Origin of the sequence: Campylobacter sp. W0066.2, assembly GCF_024723515.1 — a bacterium.
Taxonomy (GTDB): domain Bacteria; phylum Campylobacterota; class Campylobacteria; order Campylobacterales; family Campylobacteraceae; genus Campylobacter_D.
Map to the genome: position 1 here is coordinate 1 of NZ_JANQCV010000009.1, position 18,651 is coordinate 18,651.

Genomic DNA, 18,651 nt, shown 5'->3' on the forward strand with positions numbered 1-18,651 from the left:
TCATCAAATTTTTGACCTAAAATATTACCTTTAAAATCTGTATAAATTTCCATCATATTATTTGTTCTGAATTTATAACCATTAATTCTTTTATCTACTTCTACAATAGCTGCATTTGGTTGCGCTGCTTGTACTTTTGCAACAACTTCTTTTGGGATAAATCCTGTTGGAATGCCTTTGTATTTACCATCAACTTCTTTCCAGTCTCCATTAATGATAAAGTCAATTTCTGTTCCATCAACCAAATTTACTTCGTAAGAATCTACGTCTTGTTTTACATAACCTACATTTACGCCTTTAAAATGAGTGTTTAAAAACTCTTGAGCCTTTTGAGGTAAAGCACTTGGACTAACAATCATATCTGCAAACATAGAACTTGCACAAACTAAACCAGCTAACATTAATTTCATTTTCATTTTTTCTCCTTTAAATAAAAGTTGAAAGAATGATATTGTTTGCTTGTGAAATTTGTGTGAATTTTAATTTTTAAAGCCAACTATCTTATTTTTATCAAATGAAGATTCTATTTCTTTTTCTATAGTATGTAAAAAATCGCTCATTTTAAAAACACCGTCTTTAGAAATAGCCGCTTTTAAAGCTGTATTTTTAATCACCATTACAATTTGAGCTCCACTTAATTCATATGAGGCTAATTTTTTTAAATCAAAACTACCTTCGAATTTAGCATTTTTAGGCAAAGCTTTTTGCCATATCATTAAGCGTTGTTCGTAATTTGGCTTTTTAAATTCTATTTTATACTCAAACCTTCTTGAAAAAGCCACATCTAAACTTTCTAAAAAATTAGTTGTTGCTATGATAACTCCACTAAAGCGCTCGATTTGTTCCAAAAAAATATTTTGCATTTGATTATGCATTTTATCAGCACCAGCACTGCTTTCTACTCTAGTACTTAAAAACTGATCCGCCTCATTTAAAAGTAAAATAGGGCTTTGCCTACTTGTTTGACAAAGCTCTTTGTAAGTATCAAAAATCTTTCTTACATTTTGTTCACTCTCGCCCACATATTTACTTAAAATTTTCGAGCAATCAAAACTCAAAATGGATTTTTTCATAGCTTTTGCCATGCTTAATGCACTCATAGTCTTACCCGTACCAGCAGGGCCATAGAAAATTATCTTAGCTTCTATATTTTTATTAGTCTTTATACCCCATTTATTTAATCTTTCTAAAACCTTTTTATCTTGTTGTTTTAATATACTTTCTAATAAATCTTTAGTACTTTGGGGCATAATAACATCATCTATATTGATATTTGGCTCGATTAGCTCAAAAATATCTTGCTCTTTAACTAAATTTTGAAGTTTAATTTTTTTATTTTTCTTTGGTTCTTTAAAATTAATAATTCTTTGTAAAATATCATCACTTAAATAAAAAATCTTAGCTATATCACCCAAAGAATTAACAAATTCATCATATTCTAAAAGATTTGAACTAAGTAGCTTAGAATCTTCTTCCAATAAAGCTTTGTTTTCTTGTTTTTGAGCCTCATCCTCGCTAATTAAATGAAGCAAAAAATTAAAATCTCTACTATAAGAATTTTCAGTATTTAGCAAATACTCTTCTTTTAACAAACTAATAAATATCAAGCATTCTTTATCATTTAAAGCATATTCTTTAAAAATCTCTGCTAAAACATTAGAAATTTTACTTTTCTTTAAACGCTCTTTAATGTATGCTTCAAATATAGCTATATCTTTTTTAATATTCTTGCTTTGAGAGCTTTTAGCAAAAAAACGCAATCTTTGATAAAGCTCGATTCTAAAAAATTCATCTTTTAAATATGCAATATGATCTTCATAAATTTGATCTTGCATATAATCTTGTATGGTTTTATTTTCTAAAACTTGCAAGAAAACTTCACTTAAACTTAACTCACATTGTAGTAAATTTAAAAGCAAGCTTGAGTTTTTACTTGCTTTAAAATCAGAAAAAATTTGAACAATAAAACCTTTTTCTATAAGATTTTTAAGGTCTTTTAAATGATCTAAATACTCATATTCATCATTTTTAAAAACTTCACTAAGAAGATTATAAGCATTAATACTTGCATTTGCCTGCAAATAATTTTTGCATAAATGCTTTAAAATTAAAATTTCATCTTCACTGCATTGTAAGTTTTTATAAATATTGCTTTTAAAAGTATCATTAAGAAAAAGTTTTAAATCTTTCATATTTTCCTTTATATTGATTTTATGCTAAATTTGATTTTGGATTTTTTATCATTAAAACTCATATTTTTATCACAAACCTCATAAAAAATATCATAATTTTTACTTATAATCTTTTGAGTAAAACCACAAGAGGTAGTTTGTTTATTTTTTCCATAAAAAATAGGCTTTTTATAGATTAGATCTTGCAAAAAATCATCATAATATTCATTATTAAAAAATCTTTTATTAAAAAAAGTTTTTGCATAACAAACGCCATTAACGCAAATTTTATCGCTAATTTTTAATTCAAGTAAGGCTTTAGAAGCGCTATAAAGCTCTAAACTTGTAAAATTTTTTCCCTCATATAAAAAACCATAATCAGCAAATTTAAACTCTGGGGTTTTTAAAATAATATAAGCACTTTGTGCTTGTGTTTTACTTTTTAAAGCACAAGAGCTTAAAAAAACACACACAAAACACAAAAAAACTATTTGAGGTAAATTTTTCATTTAAGATTTTTAAAACTAAGATTAAGTTCTAAATTGAGTTCTTTTACTATTTTCATCACGCTTTGTAAATCATCAATTTGCTTACCAACTACGCGAATTTCATTACCTCTAATGCTTGAAGTTACCTTTAGCTTACTATCTTTTATAACTTTGTTAATCTTCTTAGCACTATCAGCATCAATAGCGTCATTAACCTTTAAATTCAGTCTAAAATTTGCTCCACTTTCTCTATTTAGCTCTTTAATACCATTAGGGTTTATCCCTCTTTTAATAAGCTTTGAAACAACAATATCTTTTAGCACTTCAAGCTTTGCTTCGCTAGAGCAAATAAGTTTATAAACACTTTCTTTTTCATTTAACTCTATTTCACTTTTAATACCCTTTAAATCATATCTGCTATCAAGCTCTTTTTTAGCTTGCTCTAAAGCATTTTTTAGCTCTTGCTTATCAATTTCCCCACTAATATCAAAACTATGTTCACTTGCCATTTTCTATAAACTCCTTAAGATTATTAAATACAATTTGGACTAAATTTTGTATGGATTCTTCACTTGCCCATGCAACATGCGGAGTAATGATTAAATTTTCTTTATTTTTTATACTAAGTAAAGGATGATTTTTAATCATAGGTTCTATTTCAAGCACATCAAGTCCTACTTTGATGTTTTTCTCATTCATAACTTGAGCTAAATCTGCTTCATTGATGATTCCACCGCGCCCTACATTAATCAAAATAGCATTATCTTTTAAAAGCATTAGTTCTTTTTTACTTAATAATTTTTTTGTCTTATCATTTAAAGGCGCATGTATGCTAATTACATCACAAGTTTTTAAAAGCTCTTCGAGACTTACTTTTTCATACTCATCATTATTATTAGCCCCTGAGGTAGAATAATAACAAATTTTAGAACCAAACATTTGAGAAACCTTAGCCACTTCTTTACCTATAGCTCCAAGTCCTATAATGCCATGTTTTTTACTAGTTAAAGTATGCAAAGTCTTGCTAAAATCGCAAAACATTTCACTCTCACACCATTTACCTTCTTTGCTCCATTTATCATAATATGGAATTTGATTTAAAAAAGCAAAAAGCAAGGCAAAGGTATGGCTTAAAACACTTTTTGTAGAATAACTAGCTGCATTTTTTACCACTATACCTTTAGAATTTGCATAAGCTACATCTATATTATTTACCCCGGTACCAAGTTGCAAAATAAGCTTTAAATTGGTGTTGTCTATCACTTCTTTATCAATGATGATTTTATTTATCATCACAACTTGTGCATTAGCTATTCTTGTAATAACCTCATCTTTAGAAGTTAAATCATAACTTACAAACTCGCCAAGACTTTCAAAAGCCGTTAAATCCGCTCCACCTAAAGTTGCAGCATCTAAGCATACTATTTTCATTAATCTTTTACTATATGTCCTACAAATTTAGAATAATTATCAAGCACTAATCCGCCTTTTCTAAAACCTAATCCACAACCCTCATAAGCAAAGAAAACTCCTGCTTGGTAATAATTACTTTCATTTTGATTAAACTCAGCAAATTCTTGATATACAAAGCGATTGTTTTGATAATCTCCACTTGTTTCAAAACTTACATCTCCATTAGCTTCTATAATAGAAACATTTGCTCCTTCTCTACCAAAAACAGGCTTTTTAACACATTTTTTACCCACTAAAGGTTGATAGCTTGTTTCAAGCAATAAAGGATGATTTGGATAAAGCTCCCATAAAATTTTCATTATACCCTTACTTTGAAACAGTAAAGTATAAGCAGGGTTTAAAATGATTGCTTTTTGATTTTGCATGATTTGAGTTAAAAGCATAGCAAGCTCACCCTCTTCTATAGCTATACTTTCCCAAGGAATGAGTTTGAAAAAATACTCAAAATTTACATCATTTTTAAAAACACCTTCAGGTGAAAATTCCACCTCATCTATAAAAGAAAACTCACTTTCAAAACCTGCTTCACTAGCAATGTGTGCTAAAAGTTTGGTTGTAATCATATCCTCATCGCTACCTGCGATTGAAGAAAATAATATCTTCCAACCTTCATAATATTTTTCAAACTCACCCACATCTTCTTCTAAAGTTATAAGTCTTTTAAAATTATCTTTTAAGGCTTCATATATATTATTAAATTGCGAGCTTTCATCTAGATTATTTTGCTTTAAAATAGCCCATTGTAAAATAGCACTTTCAAATAAAGATGTTGGAGTATCAGCATTAAATTCTATTAGCTTTATAGGCTTGCCATCAAGCCCACCTGCTAAGTCAAATCTGCCATATAAATGCCAATGCACATCATTTTCCCAACTCATCTTGATCGCATCAACTAAATTAAAAGGAATTCCAAGCTCATCAAAACGATCATTATCAATCACTTCTTGCGCAGCAGCTACAAACATATCATAAAGCTCATTAACTGCCTCATAGTATGCATTTGCCTCATCTTCCCTTACGCAAACTAAGTTAGAATCTAAATAATCACTTCCATCATTATCTGTATGCCACGAAAAACCTATTTGTTCTAAGTAAGATTTTTCTAAAGGATTTACTTTTAAAAAATTCATTTTACACCCTTAAGATCCAAAAGAACTAGAAGAACTTGAAGTAGCTTTGGAACCACCACCAAAAAAGCCTGATTTTTTTGCACTTGAGCCTGAAGTGGCACTTGTGTTTGCTTTATTAAAACTATTTACACTTCTTTGGTAAGCACTTTGATTTGAAAATGCTCCTCTTTGTTGATTTGCGAAATTTTGATTATTAAAAAGCTTTGAGCCTATCCAACTACCAAGTATAGCACCAGCTGCACTCGCAAGCAATGTCTCACCCAAAGAAAGTCCTCCACTGCTCATTTGAGCGTTATTTGGATTTGTTAAATTTGAAGTGCCATTGTCTATTTTAGCAGCTTCTTCTTGGATTAGCTTATCCATTTCTTCTTTACTTAAAACTCTTTCTGTGCCATCAAGTTGTTTTAAAACCACTCTAGTTTCATCACTTGGAAATTGATCTTTGATTTTATATTGATTTGGAGCAGTTTCTTCGATGATAACAAAAGCACCTTGAGCATTTGCTGCTTGACTTAATGCATTATTAGAATCATTCGCATTGCTACTACATGCACTTAAAGCACCTGCGCTTATTGCAGCAATACCACTTATCATACTAAGTTTAAGTATAGTTTTAATGTGTTTCATGATCTTTCCTATAATTTAATAAGTTTAACTTAAATAAGATTTTAACAAAAAAAGTATTAATAAAAATTAATTGCTTTAATTTACCATAGTCATTAAATTACTACTTAAAATAGACATAGCAAAAACAAAAAATATAAAAGCACTTAAATAATCAATGAGTTTTAAATTCTTTTGATAAATTCTTACCATGAAAGGTTTTGAAAACAATAAAGAAATCAAAGAAAAATAAATTATAGTTTCTAAAATCAAAACAAAAATTAAAACTATCAACATCCATCGCATTTGGGTAAAATCAAAACTTGCAAAAACGCTAGCAAAATAAAAAATAACTTTTGGATTAGATAAATTTGTAATCATCCCGCTTAAAAATGCAGATGTATGAGTATTTTTGGTTTTCAAGCCACCTATTTTTGCATTTTTGTAAATTCCATAAGCTAAATACAAAAGATAACAAGCTCCAAAACTTGATAAAGCGATTTGCAAAAATGGAAATTGATGAAAAATAACACTCAAACCAAGTATAGAAAGCATAATCCACAAACTCATGGCCAAACTCACACCCAAACTTGCTTTTAAAGCACTCTTAATACCCTCTCTTAAGGCATAAGAACTTACTAAGAAAAAATCAGGTCCTGGTAAAATAAGTCCAAAAAAATGAATAATTAAAATCCAAAGAAACATAAGCAATCAATGAAGAAAAGCCGATTTCTCGGCTTTTTGGTATTAGAGTCTTGACTCGTAGCGTCTAAGCATATAAAGTCTTTTAAGCATTTTTTTGCGAGCTGAAATTTTTTGTTTTTTGCGAATTTCAGTCATAGGCTCAAAAAATCTTCTTGCGCGAACTTCAGTAACAACTAGGTTTCTATCTACTTGTTTTTTGAATTTTCTATACGCTTCATCAAAAGACTCGTTAGGATGCACCTTAATTCCTGGCACGACCCTCACCACCTTTCTTAAATAAAATTAAAGAAGAATTATATCACAATTTCACTTGAAAATAAAATTTATTTTTGTAATAATTACATAAATAAAAATTAAACATAAATTCTTAATTAAGACAAAGTTTGGTTTAATTTTTCTAGTATTACAATTAAAAGAACGTTTTTTAAGGAAAATAAAAATGAGTGCTTGTATTACCAACTATACTAAAAAAAGGTATATAGCTTATATCATTTCTATGATTATTTTCATAGCATTACCTTTTGTAAAAATCAATGGAAATCATTTCTTTTTATTAAGTTTTGATCATAAAAAGCTTAATTTGTTTTTTATTGCTTTTGATACCCAGGAGCTTTATTTAATGCCTTTTGTTATCATAGGTATGTTTTTAACTATACTTTTTGTTACCACTCTAGCAGGAAGAATTTGGTGTGCTTGGAGCTGTCCTCAAACTATTGCTAGGGTTATTTATAGAGATTTATTGCAAACAAAAATCTTTAAAATTCACAAAAACACCGCAAACAAACAAAAACAAGCTGAGGGATTTTTTGTTCAAAAAGTTTTAAGTATTGTGATTTTCTATCTTTTTTCGCTATTAATGATGAGCGCATTTTTATGGTATTTTATCCCACCTGAAGATTTTTTTGTATATATTCAAAACCCTGCTGATCATTTGTTACTTTTGGGAATTTTATTTTGTGCTTCTTTAGCCTTTACTTTTGATATAGTGTATTTGGGTGAAAAATTTTGTGTTTATGTATGTCCTTATGCAAGAATTCAATCTGTAATGTTTGATAATAATACCGTTCAAGTTATATATGATGATAAAAGAGGTGGTGTGATTTATGATGGGCATACCAAACTTTATCAAAAACCACCACAAGGTGAATGTATAGGCTGTGAAGCCTGTGTAAAAATTTGCCCTACACATATAGATATACGCCAAGGAATGCAACTTGAGTGTATTAACTGTCTTGAATGTGCTGATGCTTGCTCAAAAATTCAAGCCAAATTTGATCGCCCTAGTTTGATTAACTGGACTAGTGCAAAAGCCATTGAGACAAGAGAAAAAGTAAAATATTTTAGATTTAGAACTATCGGATATTTAGTGGTTTTATGTGGTGTTTTTGTAGCCTTAGTTTTAATGGGAAGTAAAAAAGAAAATATGCTTTTAAACATCAATCGTTCTAGCGAGCTTTATCAAATTAGAAAAGCCCATGATGGAGAATTAATCATTAGCAATGCTTATGTGTTTTTATTTCAAAATACAGACAATAAAACTCATGAGTATTATTTTGATGTGAAATTACAAGGTATTGAAGATGGTTTAGAAATCATTAGACCAAAAAAACCTTTTAAACTAAAAGCTGGTGAAAAAGATAAACATATAGTTGTTTTAAAAGCCACTAAAAAACTAGCTGATAATGACAGGAAAGATACCGTAATACCTTTAACTATCAAAGCTTATGCACTTGATGATAAAAACATCATAATCACGAGAGAAAGTAATTTTGTGTATCCTAAAAACTCAATTATAGAGCATAAAAAACACTAAAATGGAAAAAAGACTTTCTTCAAAATCTCAAGCAAGGCTTGAAAAAATCAAACAAATTGCTGCGGAGTCGTTTTTAGAAAATGGCTACGAAGCAACCAATCTTAAGGATATCATCAAGCAAGCTGGTGGATCTTTTTCTTGTGTGTATGAGCATTTTAAAAATAAAGAAGGTTTATTTGAAGCGGTTTTAAATGATTTTGCGGAAAATCACTTCTTAGCTATTTTAAATAAAAATATGCGACTTTCGCCTGGTGCTAATTTAGAAGAATTTCTACATCAATTTGCAAAAGCTTATTTGGGAATTTTTAATGACGCTAAAACCATAGCCATAGTAAGACTTATCTATTCAGAAATTTATAATGAAAAATTTGACTTTGGTAAATGGTTTAAAGGAGATAATAGAAAAGAGGTAGAATATGTACTTCAAAAAAGATTTGAAGAAGAAAATGAAAATTTAGCCAAAAATGCTGAATTTTTAAGCTATACATTTTGTGCTATGCTTAGAGGAACCTTTTTTATACAAAGCACTTTTGAAAATAAGGTTTCGATGAGTAAAAAAGAACAGCAAAATCACGCAAAAAAAATCGTAAAGCTCTTCACTCAAGGACTTGTTAATTTTAATTAACTAAAGATTGATAAAATAATAATCATACATTTTGTAATATAAATTACTTTTTTGTTTAGCTAAATAAATAATTTTAAGGAAACCAATGAAAACAAAACTTTTAACCCTAGCTTGTGCTTCACTTATATTTGTGGCATGCTCAGATGATAAGAATGCACAAGTTAAACAACTCCCTCCTCAACCTGTTAGCATTATGACTATGCAAAGTGCTAATTTACCTTTAGAATTTACTTATCCTGCAAGATTAAGCACTGAATTAGATGTGATAATCAAACCTAAAGTAAGTGGCGAAATCAAAGCAAAATATTTCAAAAGCGGTCAAGCTGTTAAAAAAGGCGATAAACTTTTTCTTATAGAGCCTGATAAATACCAAGCAAGTGTAAATATGGCTTATGGAGAAGCTTTGGTAGCAAGAGCTAGTTTTGATGATGCTGAAAAAAATTTCAAAAGAGATCAAATTTTAATAGAAAAAAATGCTATTTCACAAAAAGAATTTGATGCAAGTTTGGCTAAATTTAATTCTACTAAAGCTAATTTAGAAAGTGCTAGAGCAAAGCTTGCTAATGCGAGATTAGATTTAAAATACACCGTAGTAAGTGCTCCATTTGATGGGGTTTTAGGTGATGCATTAATGGACGTGGGTGATTATGTAAATGCCTCATCAACTGAACTTGTACGCATTACAAATATTAACCCTATCTTTGCAGACTTTTATATTTCTGATGTAGATAAAATCAATATGAATAAAAATATTCAAAGTGGTAACTGGCAGTTAGAAAATATCCAAGTACAAGCTAATGTCGGTGGAGAACTTTTCAATGGAAAATTATATTTTATAGATAGTGTTATAGACACCCATAGTGGCGGAGTAAAAGCAAAGGCTATTTTTGATAATAACAACTCAAGTTTAATGCCTGGTTCTTTTGCAAATGTTCATGTTGAAGGCTTTATTCAAAAAGATGGTTTTGAAATTCCTCAAGTTGCACTTTTACAAGATGATAGTGCTACTTATGTTTATACTCTAGTAGATGGAAAAGTAGTTAAAACTGCTGTTAATGTTATTTATCAAACTTCTGATAAAGCAATCATTGATAAGGGCTTAAAAAATGGCGATAAAGTGATTTTAAATAACTTCAAAAAAATCCGCCCTGGTGCAAGTGTTAGCGTAATGGAGAATAAATAATGTTTTCTAAATTTTTCATAGAAAGACCTGTATTTGCTTCTGTTGTAGCTATTATCATTTCTTTAGCAGGGATTATAGGCCTTTATTCTTTACCTGTAGAGCAATACCCTTCTCTAACTCCACCTGTTGTAAAAGTAAGTGCAAATTACTCAGGTGCTGATGCTCAAACGGTGGCTCAAACGGTGGCTATTCCTCTTGAAGATGCAATCAATGGGGTTGAAAATATGATTTATATGGATTCAACCTCAAGTTCTTCAGGTGATATGAGTTTAAGTGTGTATTTTAACATAGGTACAGATCCTGACCAAGCAACAGTTGATGTTAATAATAGAATTTCAGCTGCTATGGCAAAGTTGCCCGAAGATGTTAAAAAAACCGGTGTTAGTGTAAGAAAAACCGGCTCAAGTATTTTAGAAGTTGCTACTTTATATTCCCCTGATGGTTCTATGGATTCACTTGAAGTATATAACTATGCTGCATTAAATATCTTAGATGATCTTGCTAGGGTTCCTGGCGTGGGTAATGCTGTAGCTATTGGCTCAAGAAATTATTCTATGAGAATTTGGCTTAATCCTGATTTATTAAACAAATACCAAGTTACTGCAACGGATGTTATTGCTGCAGTTAGTGAGCAAAATGCTCAATATGCTACTGGTAAGATAGGTCAAGAGCCTGTGGTAGAAAGATCGCCTTATGTATATTCAGTAACTATGCAAGGAAGATTAAAAAACACTAAAGAATTTGAAAACATCATCATAAGAGCAAATAGTGATGGTTCTTTTTTAAGACTCAAAGATGTGGCCGAAGTTTCTTTAGGTTCAAGAGAATATACTTTCAAAGGTAGATTAAATGGAAATGACGCTACTCCTATTTTGATTTTCTTACAAACTGGAGCAAATGCAGTAAGTACAGCTGAATTAGTACAGAAAAAATTTGAAGAATTAGCAAAAAGCTTTCCTGAGGGTTTAACATATAAAGTGCCTTATGATACAACCGTATTTATTAAAGCTTCTATTAAAGAAGTAGTAAAAACTTTCTTCGAAGCACTTATTTTGGTTGTAATTGTAATGTATTTATTCTTAAAAAATTTCCGCTCAACCATTATACCTATGATTGCTGTGCCTGTTTCTATTTTAGGAACTTTTGCAGGATTATATGCCTTAGGCTTTAGTATTAACTTACTTACACTTTTTGCCTTAGTACTTGCCATTGGTATTGTTGTTGATGATGCAATTATCGTGGTTGAAAATATCGACAGAATCATGCATGAAGATCCAAATATAAGCATAAAAGAAGCAGCTATTAAAGCTATGGATGAAGTTGCTGCGCCTGTTGTATCTATCGTTCTTGTACTTTGTGCGGTGTTTATACCTGTTTCATTTATATCCGGTTTTGTGGGAGAAATTCAAAAACAATTTGCTATAACCCTTGCGATTTCAGTTGCAATCTCAGGTTTTGTAGCTTTAACATTAACCCCATCTTTATGTGCAATCTTTTTAAGAAGAAATGAGGGTGAGCCATTTTACTTAGTTAAAAAATTTAATGATATTTTTGATTGGTCTACTGAAGTTTTTGGAGCCGGAGTAGCTTATATACTTAAAAGAACCGTGCGATTTGTATTGATTTTTGTAATCTTTTTAGGTGGTTTATATGGACTTTTCAAACTTGTACCTAATTCACTCGTTCCACCTGAAGATCAAGGAAATTTTTTAACCATTGTTAACTTACCTGCAGCATCTTCTCTTAATAGAACCACTCAATCAATGGATGCTATGGCAGAAGAAATTCGTAAAAATGAAAATGTAACAAATGTAGTAGGTCTTATAGGTTATGATCTTTTCACAGGTTCTTTAAAAGAAAATGCTGGCGCAATGTTTGTAAATTTGAAAAATTGGGATGATAGGGATACAAATAGTTTTGAACTAACTAGTATGTATAATAAACAATATTTCTTAAACCCAAATTACCAAACCTTCTTTGTTAATCCACCACCGATACAAGGTTTAAGTTTAACCGGTGGTTTTGAAATGTATGCGCAAAATCGTGGTGGTAAAAGCTATGATGAAATTCAAGTTGATGTAAATAGATTAGTTGAAGCAGCAAACAAACGCCCTGAACTTAACAACGTAAGAACAACGCTTGATACTAATTTCCCACAATTAAAATTAGAAATTGATCGTGATAAAGTAAAACTTTATGGTTTAAATTTAGCAGATGTATTTAGTACGCTAAATGCTACTATAGGGACTTATTATGTAAATGATTTTTCTATGCTTGGGAAAAATTATCGTGTAAATATTAGTGCCATTGGAGATTTTAGAAATACTCAAAATGCCTTAAAAAACATCTTTGTTAGAGCAAATGATGGTTCTATGATAGCTCTAGATAGTGTTTTAACACTTCATAGAGGGGTTGGCCCTGATGATGTAAAACGCTTTAATATGTTCCCATCAGCACTAGTGCAAGGTGATCCTGCTCCTGGTTATACCTCAGGACAGGCAATTGATGCTATTGCTCAAGTTGCTAAAGAAACCTTGGGAGAGGATTATTCTATTGCTTGGTCAGGTTCAGCTTATCAAGAAGTTACAAGTAGCGGTGCAGGTCAAGTGGCTTTTATACTAGGACTCTTATTTGTATTTTTAATCCTAGCGGCTCAGTATGAAAGATGGCTCATGCCTTTAGCGGTAATCACTGCTGTGCCTTTTGCGGTGTTTGGTTCTTTGCTTCTTGTATGGCTTAGAGGCTTAGAAAATGATATATATTTTCAAACAGGGCTTTTGCTTTTAATAGGACTTTCAGCTAAAAATGCCATTTTGATTGTTGAGTTTGCCATGGAAGAACACCTTAAAAAAGGAAAAAGTATTTTTGAAGCTTCTATTAGTGCAGCAAAATTAAGATTTAGACCTATTGTAATGACTTCATTAGCATTTATTTGTGGTATTTTACCTTTATATTTTGCCTATGGAGCAGGAAGTGCAAGTCGTCATGCAATAGGCACAGGTGTTATAGGGGGTATGATAGCAGCTTCTACTATAGCCATTTTCTTTGTGCCTTTATTTTTCTATTTACTAGAAAGCTTTAATAAATGGCTTGATAAAAAAAGAGGTAAAATCAATGCGTAAGTTAATAATTTTTGCAAGTTGTTTTTTAATAACAGCTTGCAGTTTAAAACCAAATTTAGAAATCAAAGATGTAAATTACACTAAAAGTTTAGATCAAAATATTAGCATTAATAAACAATGGTGGAAAGCTTTTGATGATAATTATTTAAACACCTTAGTCGATCAAGCTTTAAAAAACAATAACGACTTACAAATTGCATATATGAATTTACAAAAAGCTTATGAAACTTTGGGTATAGCAAGAAGTGATTTGCTTCCTAAGCTTGATGGAAGTGCTAGTGGAGCAAGAGGAAAAACTAGCATTAATGCTCCAAGTAACAAAAGCAATGAATTTGCTTATGGTAATGATTTTAATATGGGTTTAAATTTAAGCTATGAAGTAGATTTATGGGGTAAATACAGAGATACTTATGGTGCCTCAAAAGCAAAATTGCAAACTAGTGAGTTTGACTATGAAAGTGCGAGATTAAGCTTAATCTCTAATGTGGTAAAAACTTATTTTAACCTAGCAAGCTTAAGCGAGCAAGTAAAAATTTTAGAAGAAACAACCCAAAGTTATCGAAAAACTTATGAGTTAAAATTAGAGCATTTTAAACTTGGAGTAATTAGTGAGTACGAGCTTAACAAATTTAAAGCTGAGCTTGAAAATTCAAGAGTTTTACTCACAAATGCTAAAATTCAAAAAGAAGCTAACACCAAAGCTTTAAAAATCTTAACTTCAAATGATATTGATGATATACTTTATAATAGCATAGAGTATAAAAAAATAGGACAATACGAACTTAGCATACCTGAGGGTATTGGCAGTGAAATTTTGCTTCAAAGACCTGATGTGCAAGCTAGTTTAAAAATTTTAGAAGAAAAAAACTATCTTGTTGGAGTAGCTAGAACTGCATTTTTACCAAACCTTTCTTTAACAGGACTTTTGGGCTTTCAAAGTAATGATTTAGATCTTTTAGTTAAACATGGAAGCAATACTTGGAATGTAGCTGGAAATTTTGCAATGCCGATTTTTCATTGGGGTGAGATTATGAATAATGTTAATATCGCAAAACTTACCAAAGATGAAGCTTTTTTACAATATGAAAACACCTTAAAAACAGCCTTTGGAGAAATAAGACTTGCTTTATTTAACCGCCAAAGCTATTATGAAAATGAGCAAAATTATAAAAATTTATTTCTAGCTCAAAGTAAAATTTATGAAATTTCTACTTTAAGATATGAAAATGGTGTGATTAACTTGGCTGATTTCTTACAAGATCAAAGAAATTACTTAAATGCTAAACTTTCTTATACTAACTCATCTTATGAGCTTGCAAATTCCATTGTAGATGTTATGAAAGCTTTTGGTGGAGGATTTAACGCTAAAGAAGAATCAAAAGAAAATATCAAAGCTATGGAAGAAAACTTAAAGGAAAACTTTTATAACAACTAAGTCTTTAAGGCTTAGTTGTTAATGCATTTGAATTTGAATTCTTTGATTAAAATTATTATTTCCTCTATCTTTTGGGCTATTATGCTCAAAGCGATAACGCATACTACCTGAAACATTAACATCTTGAAAAATTTCATCTAAAGGTGCAGAATTTGACACGCTTATAAGCCCTAATAAAAATACAAAAAATGCTATAAAAATCTTTTTCATTATAAAGCCTTTGTAAAAATATGATACAATTATAGTCTTTTTAAATAACTACAAAATGAAATTTTTAGGAAAAATATGAATTTTTTACAAAACTTAGCTCTTTCTTACTCACACAAGGCTATGCAAAAATCTTTAGAAAATGGTTTTAATGTTAAACTTTTAAAAGAAGGACAAGAAAAAAAAGTTAATCCAAAAAAATCTTATATGCTTTATGCTCACATACCATTTTGCCATACTTTTTGCCCATATTGTAGTTTTCATAAGTATTATTACAATGAAGATTTAGCAAAAAGATATTTTGAAAGTTTAAGAGAAGAAATCAAACAAATCAAAGACAAAGGATTTGATTTTACTTCTATGTATGTGGGCGGTGGTACTACTTTAATCAACGAAGAAGAGCTTGCTAAAACTTTAGAACTTTGCAAAAAATTATTTAATATCAAAGAAATTTCTTGCGAAACCGATCCAAACCATATTGACCCAAAAAAATTAGAAATGTTTAAAGGGCTAATAGATCGCTTAAGCTGTGGTATACAAAGTTTTGATGATGATACTTTAAAAAAAGTAGCAAGATATCATAAATTTGGCTCAAGTAAAGAACTTCAAGAAAAACTCTCTAAAGCCATAGGTGTGCTTCCTATCATGAGTCTTGATTTGATTTTTAATTTTCCTTCTCAAACCAAAGAGCAATTACTCAATGATTTAGAAATAGCAAAAAGTTTAAAACCTCAACAAATCACAACTTATCCTTTGATGAAATCAAACCTCACAAAAGATAATATCGCAAAAACTCTAGGAGTAAGTTTTAAAGATAATGAATTTGAGTTTTATAAAATCATTGTAGATTTTTTCAAAGATTATGAAAGAAATAACGCATGGTCATTTTCTTTAGAAAAAAGTAGCTTTAATGATGAGTATGTAAGTAGCCATCATGAGTATTTAGGCGTGGGAAGTGGGGCTTTTAGTTTTTTAGATGGAGAACTTTTAATCAATGCTTTTAATTTAAATGATTATTCTAAACTCATCAAAGAAAAACAAAATGCAAATATTGCTAAAGCTAATTTTGGTAAAAAAGAAATCATCAAATATGTCTTTTTAACCGAAATGTTTACCGGTAAAATCGAAATTGATAAATTTAACAAAACTTTAGATTGTAATTTAGAAAAAGATCTTTTCATCGAACTTTTAGGCCTTAAACTAAGTAAAGCTATAAAAAAAGAAAACAATACCTTATATACAAGTGAATTTGGACGTTATTTGTTTATGGTCTTGATGAAAGATTTTTACACAGGTATGGATTTGGTGCGTGCTGTATTTAGAGATGATAAACGCTTACAAGATAAAGAACACATTAATATCATGCAAGAAAATGTTGATCCACTTGATTTTAAAAGTATGGAGTTTAAAGGATAAAAAGCCTTAAAAAAGGCTTTTTACTAAAACGGTCTTACCACCATCATAATAGCGATGATTATAAATAATATCGTTGGAATTTCATTATAAGCTCTAAAGAATTTTCCACTTTTTTGGCAAGTATCATTTTGAAGTTGTCTATAATAATAATAATTTTGCAAATGATAAATGATCAAAAGTAAAGCACAGGTTAATTTAGCATGCATATATCCACCTACCATTAACACATCTTTATTAGCCATCATCATTAAACTTCCAGTGATTGCAGTAGCTATCATAGCAGGAGTTTGGATATAAAAATACAATTTTCTTTCTTGAATTTTCACCACTTCCACAAAGCCTTTATTGTCTTTATGCTCTGTATGATAGACAAAAAGTCTTGGCAAATAAAACATTCCAGCCATCCATGAAACAAAAGCTAAATAATGCACCATTTTAATCCATAAATACCATTCATTCAAAAAATCTAACATTTTTCTCCTTTTTTATTAAAAATTTCTTTTATTAAAATCAAAGCTACGCTAATGTTAATCATCACATCAGCAAAATTAAACACAGCAAATTCAAACCACTTGTGCCAAAATACAAAATCCACCACACCTACATACACAAAGCGATCAAGTAAATTTGAACACCCAGCAGATAGCATAATAGCAAAAGCAATCAAATGGGTTTTAAAAAACTCTTTTTGATAAAGTAAATACCCAAACAAAGCCAAAATAAAAACAAGCTGTATGTATTTTAAATACTCTCCTAAAAATGCAAACATTGAAAAGGCTACACCGGTATTATAGGTTAAAACTAAATCAAAAAATTCACCCTTATACTCAAGCCCTTGTAAAAACAAATACTTGCTTGCTTGATCTAGTATAAAAACTAAAGCGAAAACAAGCCAAAATTTTAAAGGCAAAATTTTAAGCATTCAACGCTTTCATAAAAAAGCTTTCAACAGCTTTCATTTCTTTTTCTAAAAGCTTAATATCCTTTGCTTCAAGCAATAAGCGTATTAAATTTTCTGTACCTGAATATCTAAACAAACTAGCAATTCCTTTTTTCTCTAAGTCTTTTTTCAATTCATCTAAACCTGCAAGCTTGCTTAAGTCTTTTTTTTCTGAAATTTTAAGATTATGTAAAAGTTGTGGGTAAGGTTTAACTTGATTTAAAATTTCACTTGCACTTTTTGCTTCACTTAGCATTAAAGCACTAAATTGTAAAGCAGCTACCAAACCATCTCCAGTTTTTGCATAGTCACTAAAGATAATATGTCCGCTTTGCTCTCCGCCAAAATTTCCACCACATTCTTTGAGTTTTTCAAGCACGTATTTATCGCCTACATTGCAAGTTTCATGCGTGATTTTGTGTTTAGTTAAAAACTCTTTTAAAGCACCATTACTCATTATAGTGCTAACTACGCTTGATTTTAACTTGCCTTGTTTTTTCAAAAATAAAGCTAAAACACCCAAAAGACTATCTCCATGAGCTACTTCGCCTTTTTCATCCACAACAACCAAACGATCCGCATCCCCATCAAAAGCAAAGCCCACATCTGCTCTAAATTTCTTTACTTCCAAAGCCAAATTTAAAGGATGTAAAGCTCCACAATTTTCATTGATATTTAAACCATTTGGCTTATCATTGATCACAATCACATCTGCACCAAGTTCTTTAAAAACCGTAGGTGCTACCTTATAAGAAGCTCCATGAGCCACATCTAAAACAACGCGCAAAGACTTTAAAGTCAGCTCTTTAGGAAAAGAATTTTTTATAGAAACAATATATCTTCCTATTACATCATCAATTCTTTTTGCTTGTCCAATTTGTGATTTTGTTGTTCTTGCTTCTTCTATGAGTTTATCATTAAAATAAATTTCTTCTATCTTTGCTTCTGCTTGCTCATCAAGTTTATTTCCATGGGCATCAAAAAATTTAATGCCATTATCATAGTAAGGATTGTGTGAAGCTGATATCATAATACCTGCATCACAACGCATATCTTCAGTTAAAAACGCAATAGCAGGTGTTGGCATAGGGCCTATTTCTATAACATTATAACCTATAGAAGTAAGTCCTGAAACGATAGCATTTTCTATCATATAACCGCTTCTTCTTGTATCTTTTCCTACTAAGATATTATTTGTAAGGGCTTTGTCTTTAAAATAAATTCCAGCAGCCATAGCCAAACGCATAGCTAAAAATGAGTCCAAAAACTCCCCTGCTTTACCGCGTACTCCATCTGTTCCAAAAAGTTTCATTTTTTACCTTTGATTTTAAATAGTGCAA

The 18,651-nt window shown here is 30.3% G+C and carries 19 protein-coding genes; 6 read left to right on the top strand and 13 right to left on the bottom strand.

Features of this window, described 5'->3' with window-relative positions:
* The 9 genes from CAMP18498_RS05070 to rpsU all read right to left on the bottom strand — a co-directional run.
* On the bottom strand, positions 1–416 hold a 416-nt coding region (locus tag CAMP18498_RS05070), incomplete at its 3' end, for a PepSY-like domain-containing protein (protein WP_337197863.1).
* A gap of 63 nt (positions 417–479) precedes the next feature.
* The gene (locus CAMP18498_RS05075; protein ID WP_337197864.1) at positions 480–2,192 is read right to left on the bottom strand and encodes an ATP-binding protein; all 1,713 of its coding nucleotides are present in this window, start codon (positions 2,190–2,192) and stop codon (positions 480–482) included.
* A gap of 8 nt (positions 2,193–2,200) precedes the next feature.
* Positions 2,201–2,680 (bottom strand): hypothetical protein, encoded by a 480-nt coding sequence (locus CAMP18498_RS05080; protein WP_337197865.1) that lies wholly within the window; start codon positions 2,678–2,680, stop codon positions 2,201–2,203.
* A complete protein-coding gene (locus CAMP18498_RS05085; RefSeq protein WP_337197866.1) occupies positions 2,677–3,168 on the bottom strand; it encodes a YajQ family cyclic di-GMP-binding protein in 492 nt (163 codons plus the stop codon). The genes CAMP18498_RS05080 and CAMP18498_RS05085 overlap by 4 nt, the downstream gene beginning before the upstream one ends.
* Positions 3,158–4,090 (bottom strand): D-2-hydroxyacid dehydrogenase, encoded by a 933-nt coding sequence (locus CAMP18498_RS05090; RefSeq protein WP_337197867.1) that lies wholly within the window; start codon positions 4,088–4,090, stop codon positions 3,158–3,160. Before CAMP18498_RS05090 ends, CAMP18498_RS05085 begins: the two co-directional genes overlap by 11 nt.
* Positions 4,090–5,262: a glutathionylspermidine synthase family protein gene (locus tag CAMP18498_RS05095; protein WP_337197868.1), complete on the bottom strand. Its 1,173-nt coding sequence runs from the start codon at positions 5,260–5,262 to the stop codon at positions 4,090–4,092. Before CAMP18498_RS05095 ends, CAMP18498_RS05090 begins: the two co-directional genes overlap by 1 nt.
* Before the next feature lie 9 nt (positions 5,263–5,271).
* A complete protein-coding gene (locus CAMP18498_RS05100; RefSeq protein WP_337197869.1) occupies positions 5,272–5,889 on the bottom strand; it encodes a UPF0323 family lipoprotein in 618 nt (205 codons plus the stop codon).
* A gap of 75 nt (positions 5,890–5,964) precedes the next feature.
* The gene (locus tag CAMP18498_RS05105; protein ID WP_039629232.1) at positions 5,965–6,570 is read right to left on the bottom strand and encodes a LysE family transporter; all 606 of its coding nucleotides are present in this window, start codon (positions 6,568–6,570) and stop codon (positions 5,965–5,967) included.
* Positions 6,571–6,612: 42 nt separating this feature from the next.
* Positions 6,613–6,825 carry a 30S ribosomal protein S21 gene (rpsU, locus tag CAMP18498_RS05110; protein ID WP_002780697.1) on the bottom strand — a complete coding sequence of 71 codons (213 nt, stop codon included), beginning with the start codon at positions 6,823–6,825 and terminating at the stop codon, positions 6,613–6,615.
* Positions 6,826–7,009: 184 nt separating this feature from the next.
* Between rpsU and ccoG the strand changes: the two genes are divergently transcribed.
* From ccoG to CAMP18498_RS05135, 5 genes are all read left to right on the top strand, one after another.
* Positions 7,010–8,383: a cytochrome c oxidase accessory protein CcoG gene (gene ccoG, locus CAMP18498_RS05115; protein WP_337197870.1), complete on the top strand. Its 1,374-nt coding sequence runs from the start codon at positions 7,010–7,012 to the stop codon at positions 8,381–8,383.
* 1 nt (position 8,384) lies between these two features.
* The gene (locus tag CAMP18498_RS05120; RefSeq protein WP_337197871.1) at positions 8,385–9,008 is read left to right on the top strand and encodes a TetR/AcrR family transcriptional regulator; all 624 of its coding nucleotides are present in this window, start codon (positions 8,385–8,387) and stop codon (positions 9,006–9,008) included.
* Between the two features lie 85 nt (positions 9,009–9,093).
* Positions 9,094–10,191: an efflux RND transporter periplasmic adaptor subunit gene (locus CAMP18498_RS05125; RefSeq protein ID WP_337197872.1), complete on the top strand. Its 1,098-nt coding sequence runs from the start codon at positions 9,094–9,096 to the stop codon at positions 10,189–10,191.
* Positions 10,191–13,313, top strand: coding sequence for an efflux RND transporter permease subunit (locus tag CAMP18498_RS05130; RefSeq protein ID WP_337197873.1), 3,123 nt, complete (start codon positions 10,191–10,193; stop codon positions 13,311–13,313). Before CAMP18498_RS05125 ends, CAMP18498_RS05130 begins: the two co-directional genes overlap by 1 nt.
* Entirely contained in the window at positions 13,306–14,748 is a 1,443-nt protein-coding gene (locus CAMP18498_RS05135) for a TolC family protein (RefSeq protein ID WP_337197874.1), read from the top strand. Before CAMP18498_RS05130 ends, CAMP18498_RS05135 begins: the two co-directional genes overlap by 8 nt.
* Positions 14,749–14,766: 18 nt before the next feature.
* Here the strand turns inward: CAMP18498_RS05135 and CAMP18498_RS05140 are convergent, their stop codons facing one another.
* On the bottom strand, positions 14,767–14,958 hold the full coding sequence (locus CAMP18498_RS05140; RefSeq protein WP_039627274.1) for a mini-MOMP protein: 192 nt from the start codon (positions 14,956–14,958) through the stop codon (positions 14,767–14,769).
* Positions 14,959–15,033: 75 nt separating this feature from the next.
* Between CAMP18498_RS05140 and CAMP18498_RS05145 the strand changes: the two genes are divergently transcribed.
* On the top strand, positions 15,034–16,371 hold the full coding sequence (locus CAMP18498_RS05145) for a coproporphyrinogen III oxidase family protein (protein WP_337197875.1): 1,338 nt from the start codon (positions 15,034–15,036) through the stop codon (positions 16,369–16,371).
* 23 nt (positions 16,372–16,394) lie between these two features.
* Here CAMP18498_RS05145 and hemJ read toward each other — a convergent pair whose 3' ends face one another.
* The 3 genes from hemJ to glmM are packed head-to-tail and all read right to left on the bottom strand — an operon-like array spanning position 16,395 to position 18,623.
* Positions 16,395–16,844, bottom strand: coding sequence for a protoporphyrinogen oxidase HemJ (hemJ, locus tag CAMP18498_RS05150; RefSeq protein WP_039627278.1), 450 nt, complete (start codon positions 16,842–16,844; stop codon positions 16,395–16,397).
* Positions 16,838–17,293, bottom strand: coding sequence for a signal peptidase II (gene lspA / locus CAMP18498_RS05155; RefSeq protein ID WP_337197876.1), 456 nt, complete (start codon positions 17,291–17,293; stop codon positions 16,838–16,840). The genes hemJ and lspA overlap by 7 nt, the downstream gene beginning before the upstream one ends.
* On the bottom strand, positions 17,286–18,623 hold the full coding sequence (glmM, locus tag CAMP18498_RS05160; RefSeq protein ID WP_214116308.1) for a phosphoglucosamine mutase: 1,338 nt from the start codon (positions 18,621–18,623) through the stop codon (positions 17,286–17,288). Before glmM ends, lspA begins: the two co-directional genes overlap by 8 nt.
* Positions 18,624–18,651 lie beyond the last annotated feature (28 nt).